Genomic DNA, 17,747 nt, shown 5'->3' with positions numbered 1-17,747 from the left:
ACCAATAGTTTTGGACACCTCATTAAGTGAGTAAACTAACTCATAGAGGTGAAACATGACAACTAAGACCAAACGTAAATCCTATTCAGAAGAATTCAAAGAAGAAGCACTAAAGCTGGCGAGTAAAGTAGGTTTTGCTCAAGCTGCCAGAGAATTAAGTGTCGCAGAGTCCCAGCTTTACTATTGGCGAACTGCTGCTCTGAAAAAAGCGTCTACATCAGATAGAGAAAGTACGTTAGCTACCGAGAATGCTCGTTTGAAACGCCAACTAGCGGTGCAAGCAGAGGAGCTAGATATATTAAAAAAAGCCGCCACCTACTTCGCGAAAAATCAAAAATAACACGATTTGAATTTATGCAAAGCTACCGAAGCACATTCAGCGTTATCAGAATGGCTAAGGTACTTTGTGTATCGCCAAGTGGGTTCTATGCATGGATAAAATCATGTGAGCACGTGTGTAAGCGCAAACAACAACAGCAAATGTTAGATACTCAGGTCAAAGCCGTATTTGTTGACAGTAAAGAGCGAGACGGTGCGAGACGTATCCAAGTCGAGCTGGCGGAGCAAGGAAATAAACATGATGTAAAAACCATCAACAGAAGCATGGGACGTCAGGGTTTAGTCGCTAAAGCAGCTCGTAAATTCAAGTCGACCACCGACAGTAAACACAATTTACCTGTGGCGCCTAATTTACTTGAGCAGAACTTTACCGCCGATAAGCCTAACCAAAAATGGGCAGGTGATATCACGTATCTAATGACCAGCGAAGGATGGATTTACCTTGCTGTGATTATCGACCTGTACTCGCGCTCAGTGACTGGTTGGTCAATGAGTACACGCATGACCTCATCTTTGGTGTGTGACGCCCTGGAAATGGCTATCTGGCGCCGAGGTAGACCTAAATATGTCATTGTGCATAGTGATAGATGCAGCCAATATGCTTCCCATGCTTATCGTGATTTATTAAGCGAACATCATTTAATGCAAAGTATGAGTCGTAAAGGCAACTGCTGGGATAATGCGTGTGTGGAAAGCTTCTTCCATTCACTCAAGGTCTAAGCCATCCAATATGAGCCTATTATGAACCGAGAAACCATGAGGCAGCATGTATTTGAATATATAGAAATTGATTACAACAAAAAGAGAAGGCATAGTGCGTTAGGCTATTTAAGCCCCGATAAATTTGAACAACTAAATGTCGCTTAACGAAGTGTCCACTAATGATGGTTCAGATCAGGAAAACATTCCTAACTAAAAAAGAACACTATCTATTACCATTTCTAAGAGCGTATAAACCAGCAACGAGAGTCAATGCAGTCATGACTAAAATCAATAACGTTGCTACTTGTATGACGTTCATAAATGATCTCCTGATGAGTATATTTTAAGCTGCATGTTAAATTATAACTTTTAAAATTTTTAGTACAAATTTAATGTTTACAGGCTAAAGCTTTATTTAATGTTGTTGAGCAAACCGGTCTTAGAACGGCGGGTCTTCGTGCATTTGCTAATTTAATGGGCTGGAATGTGAGTGATATTGCAAAAGCAACAACCGAGCGGACTTAATTCGCAATACTGCAAAGCCATTCAATAAACAGATCAGTGAACATGCATTAGAGGTAGCAAAATTATCTGGCTTTGGTGATGTCAAACGCTGGGATCAGTGGTTAGATATACCCAATCTACAATTTGATAATCACTGTCCGGGCGAATTGATGCGCCGTGTCATTAACGCTCTACAATATGGGTTTACTGCGTAATAGGTGGCCAAACTTACTTAACCACTATACATCGCCTGATAAGGTGACGAGAAGTCACTTTAAGAAACAATTCTAGTCATCACTTTTAATGTTAAAGCAAACCCACACGGCTTTAGTACTTTTTTTAAAACCGATAAGCGAGGATCTGTGTTGTTTTTCTCAATATCACGTAATGTCCTATCTGATACTTTGACATAATTAGCAAAGCGTGTTTGCGACATTTTATAAAGCTTAGTGCGAACTAATCGCACTGCATCACCTATTTCTATTTCATTATTTAAAATGTCGTGCTCTATTTGTGCTAAAAGTGCCAACCTTTCTAACCCATCATACTTACTCATCCATCACCCCCATTTGTACAAACTTACTCTCTAAAAACTCAAACCCAATTGAAGGAAAATTAACAATACTATTTGGGCAACCGGCATCTAAAAGTTTTATGGGTAAATTTTTGAGCCTTTTGGCTATTTCTTGAAGATATGCAATCAATTCATTTGGATCACACATAGGTGAGAGTTGCTCAGCGATATGTAAAAAGTTTACCTTGCCTCCACGTTCAAAACCGTCACCCCACTTAAATAATCGCGTTACCATTTCAGGATCTGCTTTCATTGGCGCAAAGTCATAAATAGGCGCAAACGAAATCTTATTCTCTTTTTTGAGAAATGAAATATTACGCCCATGGTTGTCTGAATTTCCAAAGATTAAATTCAAAAAATCGCGTGCAACATACTGTTTTATAAAATCCTCAGATGACATATCAGTTACGTTACTAATTTTTGCCCAAAGGCGATTAATCACATCAAAATGATTCTGCACACTTCCAGGCTCTGCATTGATAATTGAATAGATACTTTCCATACCTAACCTATGAGCAATTCCATTATTAATTTCAATATCAAAGCGAGGTAGCCATAAGCTTACTTGGCCATTATGCTCGAGTATTTTTATTAAAGAGGGATCCATAGTCTCTACTGACAAACCATCGAGCACTTGGTTTAGCACTTTGTAATAAACCCCTTCAGCTTTTAAAATATCGTTATCAATCTCTTGCCGGTTGTTTCTAGCAAATTTGGTTAAGTACGCAATGCCGGTTAAAGGTTTTCCGGCAAAGTCGCCATCTATGTATACTTTATCTTTAACAAGCATTAACAGTAGTTTTGGAGCAACACCGCCTGCACCCGTTGCCCCTCCAACCGTGGCACCTTGCTCATTGGCATATTCTAAAAAATCATACTGTAAAGACACAACATCATTTATTTCAAAGTAAAGTACATCATTATTGGTTGATACTTTGTTTGAATGCCCTTTAACTCGAAGATTGCCTATAGGTGAATTACATGCGTTTTTTAGTAAAGCGATATTTTTCTTAAAAGGCGTTTCATGCGCCACATTTAAACGCCGTAACCACCAGGAGCGAGACTTTCCTACAGGCATTAAATCATCTAAAAGAGCAGGCCACTTTAAATAGTCTGTCGGAATAATACTCAATGGTGCATTAACAGAGCATGCTCTGTTATCAATACAATCATTATCCGCTATAGAAAATAGATAGTCTGTAAGGTAAGTGAGCCTTACTTTAGAGCTCATTTCATCACCTGTAAACGTTAATTCAGCAGCATCATGCCACTGACCAGCGTGAAACAATTGGAATATTACACTCATAAATACCTCAGAATTATACTTCCGAAAATTATAATAGTTATGCTCAAAAGGGAAGTATAGTTCTGTTATTGTAGGTATTCAATAAAATAAGGGGAAGTAAGCTTCTGTTTTTAGTTCATGCTAATACAAATAAGCATTAGGTAATGCCATGTAATAAACATATTAGCTACACCAGTATGTCAGGCATTGTGATATTTGGAGCTTATATGGTTACAAAACCAAGGGGATACGATCAGTAAAGTACCTAGGGACATTAGTCTGAGTTAAAAATTATCGAATAATTATACCGTTTAAATGAACTGTTTTTAAGCATGTTAGCTTTTTTAATGACTTCCAAAAAATAGACCCCCCTATTTAGCACTTTCTAAAAAATTTTTAAAAGTTATTTTAATTCAATGGTTTATTTTGTTTTTGTGGTTTTTTACTGATTATATGTTTTAGATAGGGTTTATAGGTGATAAATAAGATTATTTATGTATTTTTTATATGGACGCATGAAGAGAACGTTCTATATTTGGCTTCTATTATTTTCGGAGGGATTACCAAAGCAGTTGCGTGATTAAAAACAGCTGAGAAACTAGGTTTACATATAAAAATATGTGGCTTAAAAATGACAAGTTGAGGCCTTTTCAAGCATACCCGATTGTTGTGTAGATACGGTATAATCAGCAAGGCAATGGATCCTGCACTATGGCGTTCAATACTAAAAGACAATTACAGGGAGTGTTATATTGCTTAGGGCCTATCCGGTAAACGACTATTACGCTGTAAATCCATGTTGCAGCCCGCTAATGACTCTGCGTATTAATTCACGGCCACGGATACTGCTCATTATGGCTCGTGCAGGTTGATTATCAAATTGAACATTGGGTGTGTCTAACCATGTATTCCAATTATCGATACTGCTGAAATATGCAATCCCAAAGTTTGACAATCGTGCCACTTCAATCGCATTCTCACTGATCTGTTTATTTAAAGGCTTATCTTTATTACGTAACAAAGTACGTTCAGTTGTGCCCAGCGCTTTTGCTAAAGTACTCAGTTCCCATTGCATTAAGGTAGAAAAAGTACATAAGCCGGCTGTAGTTAAACCTTCTTTAACGATGGCTATTTCAGTCATAGGGTTTGAGTGTGTATTTAATTTACCAAGCGTGACGACATTGAGAAAGTCGTGCCTTGTACTTTTATTTTGTACCGTACTCATTAGTAACTCACTATAATTAATGACAACTACTTTTAGCGTGCGCAGCTAACCCGCAAAGCCCTGAGCAATATAATATAGCAATGTTATTAATTATATTCTGAATCACATACGGTTTTTGGGACACGAAATACCTATGTCGACCTTATACGCTATCAAAGCTGGAAAACATTACTAATTAGATAAAAGAACACTATCTGTTTCTATTTTTAAGTGCGTATAAACCAGTGACGAGAGTCACTACAGACATAGCTAAAACTAATAAAGTGGCTATTTGTATTGCGTTCATAAATTATCTCCTGATGAGTATATTTTAAACTTCATATTAAACTATAACTTTGAAAATTTTTAGTACAAATTTAATATGTACAGACTAAGGCTTTATCTAATGTTGTCGAGCAAACCGGTGTTCAGAATGAAGTAATCTCGCTGGATAGTATACATAATATTTTTCGTACATCATTTGCATCATTCTTTAGATCTATATTTGATAGAATTTTAACTCATGACGAGTGTCGAGCCTAACTGCGAAATACATTGTCTAAACTGTCAGTGATTAATTAATAGACAAAATTGAACCAGTTCATCTTTCTTAATGGGTGGCCTAATTAACTATGCCACTACAGATGGGTACGCTTAACAAAATCGTTGAACGTTGAACGGTGATTAACACTGCTCTTTTTTAGGCAAAGTCCACTTCACTATGGGAATTGCCCCAAGTTTGTACCTGTATCTGGCGGAAAATAGTGCTTCACTATGGGAGTTACCCCAAGTTTGTACCTGTATCTGGCGGCAAATAGTGCTTCACTATGGGAATTACCCCAAGTTTGTACCTGTATCTGGCGGCAGATAGTGCTTCACTATGAGAATTACCCCAAGTTTGTACCTGTATCTGGCGGCAAATAGTGCTTCACTATGGGAGTTGCCCCAAGTTTGTACCTGTATCTGGCGGCAAATAGTGCTTCACTATGGGAATTGCCCCAAGTTTATACCTGTATCTGGCGGCAAATAGTGCTTCAGTATGGGAATTACTATGGGAAATAATCAATACATATTTTGTGCCATAAACAATATTGATTACACAATCATGGTGAAACACCATGATTGGACCCTGTGCTGTCAGTATTAATAAAGCTAGCAAACCTCAGGTTTTTGTTATTTGGACCGGCTCCAACATAGAAAGTAGTTTTGAAGTCAATAGGGGCTGGTGTTATCCCAAAACTTTTAAATACATCTTTATATTTATCATAATGTCCTATCCAAGCTCTATAAAGAAATTGTCGGTTGCACTTCCATGGTTTAGCACCCATTGCCTTATGCAGATTAGACTTCCAAATTATTTCTACATGTTCAGATACTGATATTTTATTAGAGTTTTTTTGTCTAGATTTGACCGAACTATTAATTTTATTTTTTTGCCATCGAGCTTTTGAATTTTTCCATATTACCGAAAAGTTTGGATAGTTATTTTTTAAGAATTTATATTCTGCATACTTATTGTTTCTAAAATTAGATCTACCACACATATCATCAATTAGTTTGTGCACTTCATCAGGTGTTAATGCTAACAAATACGCGAGATTACTTTTTTTAAATTTGCATATAGATGTAAAATTAGGTGCTATATGGTTAGGATAAAGGTTATATATTAATGTTTTAATGTCTTCATAGAAAGCTTTGTCAGAGTTATCACCATTAACCAACTCCACGTTGATACTATTTTCCTGATATTCGTTATTTTTAATTTTAGTGCGTTTTGAATATGCTGCCCGTTTAGATGTGCTGGAGCAAGCTCGGCTATCGTGAGGATCACACATAAGTATTTCATTATAAATGTCAAAGTCACAGAGCCTAAAATCAGCCTCTCGCTGAATAGCTTCGAATGAAGGGTGAGCTTCAAATGGAATTTTGCTGAGGTATAAATAGTTACCAAATATAACTTCTTTTAAGGATGAATAAATAATATTATTGTCTAAGCCAATATATCGTCGGTTATTAGTAAATACAGCCCAGTATAAATTAACCACAGACCATGCACTAAATATCTCATCGGTTTTTCCTATCATTAAAGAACAGAACTGTTCATTAATTTTGCAAATATCTTTCTTTGAAATATGTATATTTTCTAAGTGTATTCTTAACTGGCATTCATTTGCCGCAATTTCACCCTGAGTAGAATATTTTTTACACGTTTGCTCAATTAATTCGCCAATATTTGTGTCTTGGTATTTTAGTGCTTGCTTTTTATTTAGCCTCGTTATCCAGCCCTTTTCCAAGGCTTCTTTTGACTTCGCGTCAGCTGCTGGTTGTAACGAACCATAAATACGGCTACCACGATTTTGAGCTTGTTTTAACGATAATAGTGGGTTGGCTTTTTGGATAAGCCGACCTCGATTTAACCACCCTTCCTTAGTTTTGTATTTCTCATATAACGCCTTTGTATCTAACGACTCAATTAAAGCGAGCGTCGGTTCAACAATCTCATATCTGCTGGGTAGCCTTTTTGTCATGTATTCCACCTTCTATATAAAGAATATTCAAGTAATGAATTAAGTCTAGTAGCTAAAACGACTACTAACATGAGAGGCGCGAATATTAGATGAACAAGTTGTGCAAAGCGTTAGCCCTCCAAATTCAATACAGCGAGATAGGATAGACGAAGCTAGTACTAATGCTGTGATACAGAATGGGGGGAAGGTAGCAAAAAGTGCATTTTTACACATTTTTATCTCAGACTTTTGCGAAGTAGAAGTGTCTCAAATAGCCAAATTCAGACATTTTTATGTCTCATATGTAGAGTTAAATAGGGCGGAAAGTCTTGCTGTGTAAGGGCTGTCGGGGAGGGGGTGTTTTCTTCTAATAGCGGGAACTATTAGATAAAGAACTGACATAACGAGATTGAGGTATTGACTTCATGAGGAATGGCTTTGTTTTTCACTTTGACTAATTTAGGTGCTTTTACAGCCTCTTATATTTAGACCGATATTTATAAAATTTTGAAGTTGGTAACTTGTTTTCCCTACAAAACGCGTCAATAAATAAGCTACTAGTTTGTTACTGCACAATCAATTTTGCCAGTCATTAATGGGTCTTTGTGTGCATATTACCTACAGTAAAAAACTAAGAGCATTTTCACTTGATTGAATTCACTCTGCTAGGTGTGGTTGCTGTTTACGAAAATAATAAACTTTTTGCTTGTTCGTTTTCTCTGCTCGCTCTGGTAAAATAATAAAAATATTTTTAAATATAAAGGATTAATATGAAAATTGCTGTGGTTGGTACGGGCTATGTAGGCCTTTCTAACGCAATGCTTTTGGCGCAGAATAATGAAGTAGTTGCATTAGATATAGATGAGCACAAAATAGCACTGTTAAATAATAAAAAGTCACCTATTGTTGATATCGAAATTAGTGAGTTTTTAACTCGAAGCGACTTAAACTTTACAGCCACTGCAGACAAAATGGCAGCCTATAAAAATGCTGATTTTGTCATTATTGCGACTCCAACTGATTACGATGTAGAAAACAATTACTTTAATACAAGTTCTGTAGAAGCGGTAATTAAAGATGCGCTAGCGCACAATCCAAATGCGGTTATGGTTATAAAGTCGACGGTACCCGTTGGTTTTACGCAAAGTATTAAAGAAAAACTTGGCATTAATAATTTAATGTTTTCGCCAGAGTTTTTACGTGAAGGTAAAGCGCTGCACGATAACTTATACCCATCGCGTATTGTTGTTGGTGAGCAAAGCGAGCGTGCAAGTGTTTTTGCCAACTTACTTAAGCAAGGCGCTATCAAAGAAGATATTGAAGTACTTTTTACTGACTCAACTGAAGCCGAAGCTATTAAGTTGTTCTCAAACACTTATTTAGCAATGCGTGTAGCTTACTTTAATGAGCTTGATAGCTACGCTGAAGCGCATGGCTTAAACTCTAAGCAAATTATACAGGGTGTTAGTTTAGACCCACGTATTGGTGATCATTACAATAACCCATCGTTTGGATATGGCGGCTATTGCTTACCAAAAGACACTAAGCAGCTACGTGCAAACTATGCAAATGTACCAAACAATATTATTGGTGCCATTGTTGATGCTAATACGACACGTAAAGACTTTATTGCGGACTCAATACTTAAACGTAACCCTAAAGTGGTTGGTGTATATAGGTTAGTAATGAAAAGTGGGTCTGATAATTTTAGAGCTTCGTCTATTCAAGGTATTATGAAGCGTATTAAAGCGAAAGGTATTGAGGTTGTAGTTTACGAACCCGTGCTTGAAGAAAGTGAGTTTTATCATTCTCGTGTCATTAAAGACTTAAATGAGTTTAAGCAAATATCTGATGTTGTTGTATCTAACCGTATGGTTGAAGAGCTCAGTGATATTGCTGACAAAGTTTATACTCGCGATTTGTTTGGTAGTGATTAATAAACAAAGTTTAAAGACTAAAAGTTAAAGGTTAAAGGCTAAAGGCTAAAGGCTAAAGGTTAAAGGCTAAAGGCTAAAGGCTAAAGGCTAAAGGCTAAAGGCTAAAGGCTAAAGGTTAAAGGCTTATAGTTGAAATTAGTTTTTTTTGTGCGTGAGCAAGCTTCACGCCTACAACTCAGCCGTATAATTGCGATGTTATTGTTGTAGGCACCTTACTTGCTGGCTCGTTTAGGCTTTTTTCGTGCGTGCGCAAACTTTACGCCTACGACTCAGCCGTATAATTGCGATGTTATTGTTGTAGGCGCCTTGCTTGCTGGCGCGTTAGCAAATAAGCATAGCTTTAAAAAGTTAAAGGCATTGAGGTAAAAGTACGGACCTGAATAGAAGAGTCTAGGCAGTTATCAAAAATGATATCTGCCTTAATGAAAACTATTGAAACTTGGGATTAGGCTTTTAGTCTTCAACTTTCAACTTTCAACTTTCAACTTTCAACTTTATCAGCTTAAAGATTAGGAAATTATGAAATATTTAGTAACGGGTGCTGCTGGTTTTATTGGCGCGGCAACATGCCAAAAATTATTAGCGGCTGGCCATGTAGTAGTCGGTATTGATAACCTTAACGATTATTACGATGTAAATTTAAAACTAGCTCGTTTAGCGCAGTTTGAAAGCCATGAAGCGTTTACATTTATTAAGCTTGATATAAGTGAACGCCCAGCAATGAGCGAGTTATTTAAAACACAGCAGTTTGATAAAGTAATACATTTAGCGGCGCAAGCCGGTGTTAGGTATTCAATAGAAAACCCTGATGCTTATGCAGACTCTAATTTAGTAGGGCACTTAAATGTGCTTGAAGGGTGTCGTAATAATAAAGTTAAACACTTGGTTTATGCTTCATCTAGCTCTGTATATGGCTTAAACGAAAAAACACCGTTTGAAACAACCGATAGTGTTGATCACCCAGTGTCGTTTTATGCTGCAACTAAAAAAGCGAATGAGCTAATGGCGCATAGCTATTCTCATTTATATAGTTTACCTACAACAGGCTTACGCTTTTTTACTGTATATGGGCCATGGGGTCGCCCAGATATGGCCCCATATATTTTTACTAAAAAAATACTTGCCGGCGACACTATTGATATAAACAACAATGGCGATATGTGGCGTGACTTTACTTACATAGATGACATAGTCGAAGGTGTTGTTCGTGCTGCCGATGTTATACCTGTTGCAAACCCAGATTGGAAAGTTGAAACAGGTTCACCAGCTTCTAGCTCTGCTCCGTATGCGGTTTATAATATTGGCCACGGTAGCCCAATAAACCTAATGAAGTTTATTGAAGCCATTGAAGCTGAACTAGGTACTGAAGCTAAAAAGAACTTCCGTGAAATGCAAGCTGGCGATGTTTATAAAACTTATGCTGATACTACAGATTTATTTAATGCAACAGGCTATAAAGCGCAAGTTGGTGTTAAGCAAGGCGTGAGTGAGCTTATTAAGTGGTATAAAGACTTTTATAAATAAAGGTTACAATTTGTAAGTCATTTAAAACACTGTTTTAAATTTAAGACAGTGCTTTTTTTTGCTTTTAATAAAGTTAATTTAGATGAGCGCGAAGTAAATTCGCGCCTACAGGGTGTGTGTATTGTAGGTGAGGTTTTATACCTCGCTTTTGGTAAAGTTAAATCACATGAGCGCGAAGTAAATTCGCATCGATAGGGTGTATATTGTAGGTGAGGTTTTATACCTCGCTTTAGTAAAGTTAAATTACATTAGCGCGAAATAAATTCGCCCCTACAGGGTGTTAAAAATTGGCAAATACACCTAACCTAGCAAATGCTTCCCCGTATACATCCTTTCCTTGATACAGCTCAGCTCCCCAACTTTTAGCACCCATTATTGGTTTACTTAATTTCCGCGTATAGGCTGTTTGTAACTCATAACTAGTTTTATAACCATCACGTTTATTTTCAAGCATGCGAATGGTGGTATTTAAACTTTCTATTTTACTCAATTGCCAATGCCAGTTTACGCTCATTGATTTAGCAGGAGTGTAGTCGCTGTAGTCGTGTTCATCACCCGCCCAGTGGCCAATTACATTGCCTGAATTACGATTCCCGTCTAAGTATAAGTGATTACCATACCAACTAGGCTGCCAATTACTGTGCTCAAAACGTAGACTATGGTTATTAGCAATAAAAGGTAAGTAGAGTCCAAAACTGTAGGCATTATTACGTGAGCCTCCCAATGTATCTTCAAGCGCAATCTCGCCATAAAACTCAAACGGTAGCGCATAAATACTATTGTTGTAGGCGAATGTTATGGATCCTAGTTGATCCCCAAGCTCGTATTCATCACCAAGTTCGTTAGCATCATCAGTTGTTATATTGTCTTTAGCCCCTGGAGTAAAAAAACCCTCTGCAAAGTCTTTTAAGGTAACTGTTCGAGGGCCGCCTCCGAACTGCATTAAACGACTTAAGCCTATTGTTAGATTATCAGTTGCTGCAAAACTCGTGTGTAAACCAAATAAATAGGGCTTACCTGGTTCATAAACCCTATCAACACCTGTTTGTTGACCTTCTTTTAAAATGCCACGTTGCTCGGTCATTTTGCTAATAAACATATCATAACGAATATTAAAGCTGGTTATTGGCTCTACATTACTAAGCGTTATAGAAGGCGTTGTTTTAGCTTGTGTGCTTAATAGCATGGCGCTGTCGTTAAAAGGTGAGTACCAATGCTCTCGGTAACCTACATCTAACTGCGCGTACTTATTACCAAGGTAAAAAAAGCTTTGTGTAGGTAATATTTCATCTTCGTTGGCTATGCCAGCAACACTTACACCAAAGTAACGCCCGAAGTTAGCGTAAGCGCCACCTTCAACAATTAAGTTGGTTTTAGTGGTTTGGCCGCGTTGGTTTGGCAGTGTTTTATCTTTTGTGCCAGCAGCAAGCGCTAGTTTTGCAAATGTGCCCGCATCGCTTTGAATGTAAGGACTAAGTTGGTACGAAAGTGTTTGATATAGTTCTGGGTAAGTATGCCTTACTGTTTGCAGCACTCTATAAATATCGTGCGCTTTATAAGGCTTGCTCATAATATGTGTGTTTTTACTTACGGCTAAAAGTCGTTGTACTTGGTGCTCAAGTTCTGGGGCTTGATTTAAAGGTAAGTAAGGAGACACGCCACCTTTAGCAATAGCACTTGCACTGATTGCCATCCCTATAAACAGTGATATTTTTTTGAGCATAATTATTCCGTTAGCAAAAATTTGTTTAAGTAAAAACGTTAACGCGAGGTTAGCAATAAACGCCTAAGTAAGGAAGAAAAAAGCGATATATTAGTAGTTATTAGTTGGTGTATATAAGTTGTAGGTGAGGTTTTATACCCCGCTTTGGTAAAGTTAAATTAGATGAGCGCGAAGTAAATGCGTACCTACAGGGGCGTATATTATAGGTGAGGTTTTACATCTCATTTCTAAAGGTCTTATAAACAAAAAACCCGATGGTACTGTGTACCATCGGGGTTTTTTAATCGTTTTAGTAAACCTAAACTTTAAATTCGTCTACCGACAAGCGAAGCTCTTCAGCAAGTTTTGCTACTTCTGAACTTGAAATATTAGTTTGGTTTGCGCCTTCGGCTGTTTGCTCTGCGATGGCTACAATCGACTCAAGGCGTTCGCTAATTTCTTGTGCTACTTGCTGTTGCTCAAGTGCGGCAGTCGAAATTTCTTCACTTACGTCGTGGGCTTGCGAAACCGCAAATGTAATCGAATCAAGTGCGCTACTTGCTAGGTCGGTTTGCTCAACACACGATACAGCGCGTTGCTTACCTTTGCTCATTGCCGTTACTGCAGCTTCAGCGCCTGTTTGTAGCGACTCAATCATTGATTGTATCTCTTGGGTGGACTCTTGAGTTTTACTCGCTAGAGAGCGTACTTCATCAGCTACAACAGCAAAGCCTCGGCCGTATTCACCAGCTCGCGCAGCTTCAATTGCGGCATTTAGTGCAAGTAGGTTAGTTTGATCCGCTATTCCGCGTATTACATCTAATATGCTGCCAATTGATGCGCTATCTTGATGCAGTTTATTAATAACTTGTGAGGCGTCGTCTACTTCACGCGCTAGTTGTTCAATCGTTGCTTTATTGTTATTCGAAATACCTTTAACGCGTTCAGCTTCTTTATCAGCATTTTTAATTTCGCTAAGTGCCTGTTGAGCGCTGTTACTAACTGTTTGCGATGTACTGCTCATTTCGGTTGTTGCAGTTGCGGCTTGTTCAACTTGTGCTTGCTGGTTACGAATTGCTTGGCTTGATTCTGAGGTAATGGCCGATGTTTGCTCTGATGCTGCTGCAAGCTGAGTAGAGCGCGAAATAATACCTTTAATTAGGCTACGTAGGCTGTCAATTAGTGTATTACAACTTTTAGATAGTTCGCCAAACTCGTCTTGAGCGCTGTCGTCTAAACGTTGTGTCATGTCGCCACTGGCAACAATATCTAAAATGCGATTAACTTCGGCAAGTGGTTTAGTAATGCGGCTAACAGTAATAATGGCAATCACAATTGCTAAAAGAGTGGCTATAACCATGCCAACCCACGTCCATAAATTAGCTGAGTCTACATCGCTGCGCACACCTTGTTGCAATTTAAACGCAACGTCACTCGCTTGATTAACTAGCTCGTCAATTTGGTTAAGTGCCATTTTGGTGGCTTGCTCTGACTGCGCAAGCTCTGATTGCGTAAGCGTAATTGAATCAATTAAACGTTTTTTGTTTGCCGCTAAGCTGTTACTGCCCTTTATGTTATTTTCTAAAACATCAACATATTCTTTTAGGCTTGAATATAAGTCGCTATGCGTTTGCTCTATTGCTGGCTTAATTAAATCAACGGTGCGTACTACTTCTTCAAGGTAATACGTTTGCTCGTTCTTAACAATATCGAGAGTGTTAAGCGTTTTAACAGTTAGCATGTCGGTGCTGTTACTAACTACCGACATAAAGTTGTTTTCTAAATTATTTGCAGCTTGATAAGCACGAGGGTGGTTTTGTTCAAATCCGTCAATGTCGATAATGTCGAGTACAACAGAGTTAGCATCTTCTGCACTTAGTTCTATGTTTTCTAATTGTGCTTTTAATGCTTTATTTAATGCTAGTTGTTTGCCTTTATCTGCTAATAAATTTTCAACGGTGCTTAAAAAGCTTAAATAGGTTTTTTCTACGTTTTGGCTGCTTTGATTAAGTGCAGCATCGTTTTTTACTACGTCTTGAAGCTCACGGTGCAGCGTGTTGAATTGCTGTTTTTGCTCAAAGACCTGTGCTTTTATTGGTGCAAGCTCATTGGCTGATGTAGTGTAAAAGCTCGCTTGTGCGGCTTTACTCATTAAAATAAATTCGGCTTGTAGCTCAGAGCTTTTATTTAATGCTGGGAGTGATAGTTGGTTCACTTTTTGAGTGGAACGGTCAATATTTGCAATTTTTATTAAGGAATTACCACCAATTATTAATAATAATAGTGTGATAAATATAAAACCACCCCAAATACGCTGGCTTACTGTCAGGTTCATAAGATTTCCACTCAAAAAGTACTTCAATTAAGACTTATCGGCGTTTGTACCAATAAGTTAAGTAATTAAAATCAATTACTTTAATTAATTTTAACTATTAATTGATAAATCTAACAGATGTATTGTTTTTTTTCAGTTTATTTAGACGAAAGGTGGGAATTTTCTACAATTACTTTTTTAGTACTCAGCTCCATTAGGCTCATGGTGTTACCCCATACGCAGCCTGTATCTAGGGCGTGAACCCGTGAATTACCTGTTCTACCTTCAAGTGCGGCCCAGTGGCCAAAAATAATATCGTGTTTAGATTTAGCTATATTGGGGTGGTTAAACCAAGGAGTGAGAGTTTCGCTGTCGGTTATTGCACCCTTTGCATTAAGCTCGAGTGTGTTATCACTTGTTAAAAAACGCATGCGGGTAAAGTAATTAACTATGTATCTAAACTTTGCAAAGTCATCAAGGGTATTCGACCACTTAGCGGGGTGAGGCTGATACATGTGTTCAAAAAACGCTTTTGCGTTACTTGATTGATAACAGCTTTGTGCAAATTGGGCTTGTTTTAGCGCATCTTCAACAGACCAATCGGGATTTAACCCCGCGTGAGATATAAAGCAGTTATGTTTTATAAGCTCTAATGCCAATGGCTGGGTTTGTAAAAAAGCGATGTAGTTAGCCAATTTAGGGCTTTCAAATATTGAGTGTAATTTATCGTTTGGATTAGTGGGTTTGTTAAGAAAGTAGCAGGCAACCATGTGAAGGTCGTGATTGCCTAAAGTGATGGTCATGCTATTTTGATGTTGGTAAATATAGTCTAAGCAGGCTAGGGAGTCTGGCCCGCGAGCAACTATGTCGCCAACTAAATATAGGTGATCTTTACTTGGGTTAAAATCAACCCGTTGTAAAAGGGTGTTAAATTCACTAAAACACCCTTGTAAATCACCTATCGCATAATCTGCCATCTAAGTGCTTAATGCAAAATGTTAGGGCAAGCCAAACGAAACACATTAATAGGCGCCTGAAACTCAGAACCAAACTCGTTGCGTAACGTGTAATGGCCTTGCATAGTGCCTACAGGTGTATCTAAAATTGCACCGCTGGTGTATTTATAGCTTTCGCCTGGGCCAATATCTGGCATTTCGCCAACAACGCCTTCGCCTTCAACTTCTACTTGTTTGCCATTTGCGTCGGTAATTAACCAATAGCGGCTCAGTAATTTTGCACTGCATAAACTATGGTTTTTAATTGTTACCGAGTAAGCAAATACATATTTTTCAAGCTCAGGTTGAGATTGGCCTTCTACGTAAAATGTTTCTACAGATACCTTTACAGGCGATCCAATGTTACTGCTTGTTGTCATAAATCCAGTTAGCTATATCAATAAATTGTTGTAAAGATAAGCGCTCAGCACGCAGCGTTATATCAATGCCAATGCTAGTTAGTTCTTCTGCGGTAAGTAAGTTACCTAAACTATTACGTAGCGTTTTACGGCGCTGGTTAAATGCTTCTAAACACACGGTGTTTAAAATTTTAATGCTTTTTGCTGTACGTTGCTCTGGCTTTTTAGGTATTAAACGAATAACAGCAGAGTCAACTTTTGGCGCTGGTTTAAAGCACTCAGGTGGTACTTCAACAACCGGCATTGCATTACAGTAGTATTGAGTCATTACGCTTAAGCGGCCAAATGTTTTACTACCTGGGCCTGCTACCATGCGTTTTACTACTTCTTTTTGAAGCATAAAGTGCATGTGCTCAATATGATCTGAAAATTCAAAAAGGTGAAACAATAACGGTGTCGAAATATTGTAAGGTAAGTTACCAAACACTTTTAATTTTTTGTCATCGCGAACCAAGCTTGCAAAGTCAAACGTCATTGCATCGCCTTGATTAACGGTTAATTTAGGACCCAAAAATGGATGTTCAATTAATCGTTGTGCTAAATCTTTATCTAATTCAACAACCGTTAAATGGCCGCTTAAGTCGGCTACTGGCTCAGTAATTGCGCCAAGGCCGGGGCCAATTTCTACTAAGTTGTCTTCTGGTTTAGGATCAATCGCAGAGACTATTTTATCGATGATAGATTCATCAAATAAAAAGTTTTGCCCAAAACGCTTACGAGCGCGGTGTCCTAAATGTACTTTATCGGTCATTGATTTTGTGCTTTTTCTTGGGCGAGCTTAATTGCTTCGCGGATCGCTAATTCAAAACTGCCAACGTCAGCTGTACCAGTCCCTGCTAAATCGAGAGCAGTACCGTGGTCAACTGAGGTGCGGATAAATGGTAAGCCAAGGGTAATATTTACCGATTTACCAAATCCTTTGTATTTTAGCACAGGTAATCCCTGATCGTGATACATAGCAAGTACTGCATCTGCTTCAGATAGGTATTTATGTTGAAATAAGGTATCGGCCGGTAGTGGGCCAATTAAATTCATCCCTTCACTTCTAAGTATTTCGAGCGTTGGGGTGATTGTTTCTATTTCTTCACGGCCTAAATGGCCATCTTCACCTGCATGTGGGTTTAAGCCACACACTAAAATACGTGGTTTTTCTATCCCAAACTTAGTTTGTAGGTCGTGATTTAAAATACCCGCTACTTTAGTTAAGCGCTCAGGAGTAATGGCACGCGATACATACGCAAGTGGAATATGCGTGGTTACAAGTGCAACGCGTAAACCTTCAGTTGCAAGCATCATAACTACATCTGCAGTATTTGATTGCTGCGCAAAATACTCAGTGTGTCCGCTAAATGAAATGCCCGCTTTGTTAATAATGCCTTTGTGAACAGGGCCCGTAACAACCGCATCGAACGTGCCATCCATGTTTTTTTCACTTGCTATACGCAAGGTATCTAACACGTATTGGCCGTTACCGTCGTTTAGTACGCCAAGCTCTACATCCGCACCTAAATCAACCTGATGAATATACAAACTGCCCGCAGGAGCTGCTATGGCGGGGGCATTATCATCAAATTCAATTAAGTTTATTGTTAAGCCTAAATGCTTTGCACGCTCTTTTAATAGTTTGCCATCAGCAATCGCTATAAGTTGAGCGTCCCACGCTTGCTGAGCAAGCGTGAGTAGCAAATCTGGGCCAATACCGGCTGGTTCTCCCGGTGTAATAGCAATTCTTAGAGTCATA

Annotated in this window: 12 protein-coding genes and 1 pseudogene; 3 read left to right on the top strand and 10 right to left on the bottom strand. The window is 38.3% G+C overall.

From position 1 onward, the window contains the following. Positions 1-55 precede the first annotated feature (55 nt). A pseudogene (locus I6F10_RS01545) lies at positions 56-1,206 on the top strand (IS3 family transposase). Positions 1,207-1,819: 613 nt separating this feature from the next. Here I6F10_RS01545 and I6F10_RS01540 read toward each other — a convergent pair. From I6F10_RS01540 to I6F10_RS01525, 4 genes are all read right to left on the bottom strand, one after another. Continuing rightward, complete coding sequence (locus tag I6F10_RS01540; RefSeq protein WP_197098243.1) at positions 1,820-2,101, bottom strand: helix-turn-helix domain-containing protein; 282 nt, start codon at positions 2,099-2,101, stop codon at positions 1,820-1,822. Continuing rightward, the gene (locus I6F10_RS01535; RefSeq protein ID WP_197098241.1) at positions 2,094-3,425 is read right to left on the bottom strand and encodes a HipA domain-containing protein; all 1,332 of its coding nucleotides are present in this window, start codon (positions 3,423-3,425) and stop codon (positions 2,094-2,096) included. The genes I6F10_RS01540 and I6F10_RS01535 overlap by 8 nt, the downstream gene beginning before the upstream one ends. A 760-nt stretch (positions 3,426-4,185) precedes the next feature. Then, positions 4,186-4,629 carry an antitoxin Xre/MbcA/ParS toxin-binding domain-containing protein gene (locus tag I6F10_RS01530; protein WP_197098239.1) on the bottom strand — a complete coding sequence of 148 codons (444 nt, stop codon included), beginning with the start codon at positions 4,627-4,629 and terminating at the stop codon, positions 4,186-4,188. 1,082 nt (positions 4,630-5,711) lie between these two features. After that, entirely contained in the window at positions 5,712-7,136 is a 1,425-nt protein-coding gene (locus I6F10_RS01525; RefSeq protein WP_197098237.1) for a hypothetical protein, read from the bottom strand. A gap of 749 nt (positions 7,137-7,885) precedes the next feature. Between I6F10_RS01525 and I6F10_RS01520 the strand changes: the two genes are divergently transcribed. Beyond that, a complete protein-coding gene (locus I6F10_RS01520; RefSeq protein WP_197098235.1) occupies positions 7,886-9,052 on the top strand; it encodes a nucleotide sugar dehydrogenase in 1,167 nt (388 codons plus the stop codon). A gap of 519 nt (positions 9,053-9,571) precedes the next feature. Next, positions 9,572-10,576 (top strand): NAD-dependent epimerase, encoded by a 1,005-nt coding sequence (locus I6F10_RS01515; protein ID WP_024606393.1) that lies wholly within the window; start codon positions 9,572-9,574, stop codon positions 10,574-10,576. 280 nt (positions 10,577-10,856) lie between these two features. On the opposite strand, the gene I6F10_RS01510 is transcribed toward I6F10_RS01515, so the two are convergent. The 6 genes from I6F10_RS01510 to pdxA all read right to left on the bottom strand — a co-directional run bounded on the left by I6F10_RS01510 (position 10,857) and on the right by pdxA (position 17,746). After that, entirely contained in the window at positions 10,857-12,299 is a 1,443-nt protein-coding gene (locus I6F10_RS01510; RefSeq protein WP_165743716.1) for a capsule assembly Wzi family protein, read from the bottom strand. A gap of 298 nt (positions 12,300-12,597) precedes the next feature. Continuing rightward, entirely contained in the window at positions 12,598-14,613 is a 2,016-nt protein-coding gene (locus I6F10_RS01505; RefSeq protein ID WP_165743715.1) for a methyl-accepting chemotaxis protein, read from the bottom strand. A gap of 137 nt (positions 14,614-14,750) precedes the next feature. Next, on the bottom strand, positions 14,751-15,569 hold the full coding sequence (locus tag I6F10_RS01500) for a symmetrical bis(5'-nucleosyl)-tetraphosphatase (RefSeq protein ID WP_165743714.1): 819 nt from the start codon (positions 15,567-15,569) through the stop codon (positions 14,751-14,753). A gap of 8 nt (positions 15,570-15,577) precedes the next feature. Further along, positions 15,578-15,967, bottom strand: coding sequence for a Co2+/Mg2+ efflux protein ApaG (apaG, locus tag I6F10_RS01495; RefSeq protein ID WP_002960839.1), 390 nt, complete (start codon positions 15,965-15,967; stop codon positions 15,578-15,580). Further along, complete coding sequence (gene rsmA / locus I6F10_RS01490; RefSeq protein ID WP_165743713.1) at positions 15,951-16,757, bottom strand: 16S rRNA (adenine(1518)-N(6)/adenine(1519)-N(6))-dimethyltransferase RsmA; 807 nt, start codon at positions 16,755-16,757, stop codon at positions 15,951-15,953. Before rsmA ends, apaG begins: the two co-directional genes overlap by 17 nt. Beyond that, positions 16,754-17,746: a 4-hydroxythreonine-4-phosphate dehydrogenase PdxA gene (gene pdxA / locus I6F10_RS01485; RefSeq protein WP_024589800.1), complete on the bottom strand. Its 993-nt coding sequence runs from the start codon at positions 17,744-17,746 to the stop codon at positions 16,754-16,756. Before pdxA ends, rsmA begins: the two co-directional genes overlap by 4 nt. Position 17,747: the final 1 nt, after the last annotated feature.

Source organism: Pseudoalteromonas sp. SWYJZ98, assembly GCF_015864495.1.
Classification (GTDB): Bacteria; Pseudomonadota; Gammaproteobacteria; order Enterobacterales; family Alteromonadaceae; genus Pseudoalteromonas; species Pseudoalteromonas distincta.
This window is presented reverse-complemented; position numbering and strand designations above follow the sequence as displayed.

Excerpts from the sequence above, each read along its gene's own strand:
- I6F10_RS01530 (WP_197098239.1), bottom strand. The coding sequence starts at position 4,629 with ATGAGTACGGTACAAAATAAAAGTACAAGGCACGACTTTCTCAATGTC.
- apaG (WP_002960839.1), bottom strand. The coding sequence starts at position 15,967 with ATGACAACAAGCAGTAACATTGGATCGCCTGTAAAGGTATCTGTAGAA.
- I6F10_RS01515 (WP_024606393.1), top strand. The coding sequence starts at position 9,572 with ATGAAATATTTAGTAACGGGTGCTGCTGGTTTTATTGGCGCGGCAACA.
- I6F10_RS01505 (WP_165743715.1), bottom strand. The coding sequence starts at position 14,613 with ATGAACCTGACAGTAAGCCAGCGTATTTGGGGTGGTTTTATATTTATC.
- I6F10_RS01525 (WP_197098237.1), bottom strand. The coding sequence starts at position 7,136 with ATGACAAAAAGGCTACCCAGCAGATATGAGATTGTTGAACCGACGCTC.
- rsmA (WP_165743713.1), bottom strand. The coding sequence starts at position 16,757 with ATGACCGATAAAGTACATTTAGGACACCGCGCTCGTAAGCGTTTTGGG.
- pdxA (WP_024589800.1), bottom strand. The coding sequence starts at position 17,746 with ATGACTCTAAGAATTGCTATTACACCGGGAGAACCAGCCGGTATTGGC.
- I6F10_RS01500 (WP_165743714.1), bottom strand. The coding sequence starts at position 15,569 with ATGGCAGATTATGCGATAGGTGATTTACAAGGGTGTTTTAGTGAATTT.
- I6F10_RS01540 (WP_197098243.1), bottom strand. The coding sequence starts at position 2,101 with ATGAGTAAGTATGATGGGTTAGAAAGGTTGGCACTTTTAGCACAAATA.
- I6F10_RS01510 (WP_165743716.1), bottom strand. The coding sequence starts at position 12,299 with ATGCTCAAAAAAATATCACTGTTTATAGGGATGGCAATCAGTGCAAGT.
- I6F10_RS01535 (WP_197098241.1), bottom strand. The coding sequence starts at position 3,425 with ATGAGTGTAATATTCCAATTGTTTCACGCTGGTCAGTGGCATGATGCT.
- I6F10_RS01520 (WP_197098235.1), top strand. The coding sequence starts at position 7,886 with ATGAAAATTGCTGTGGTTGGTACGGGCTATGTAGGCCTTTCTAACGCA.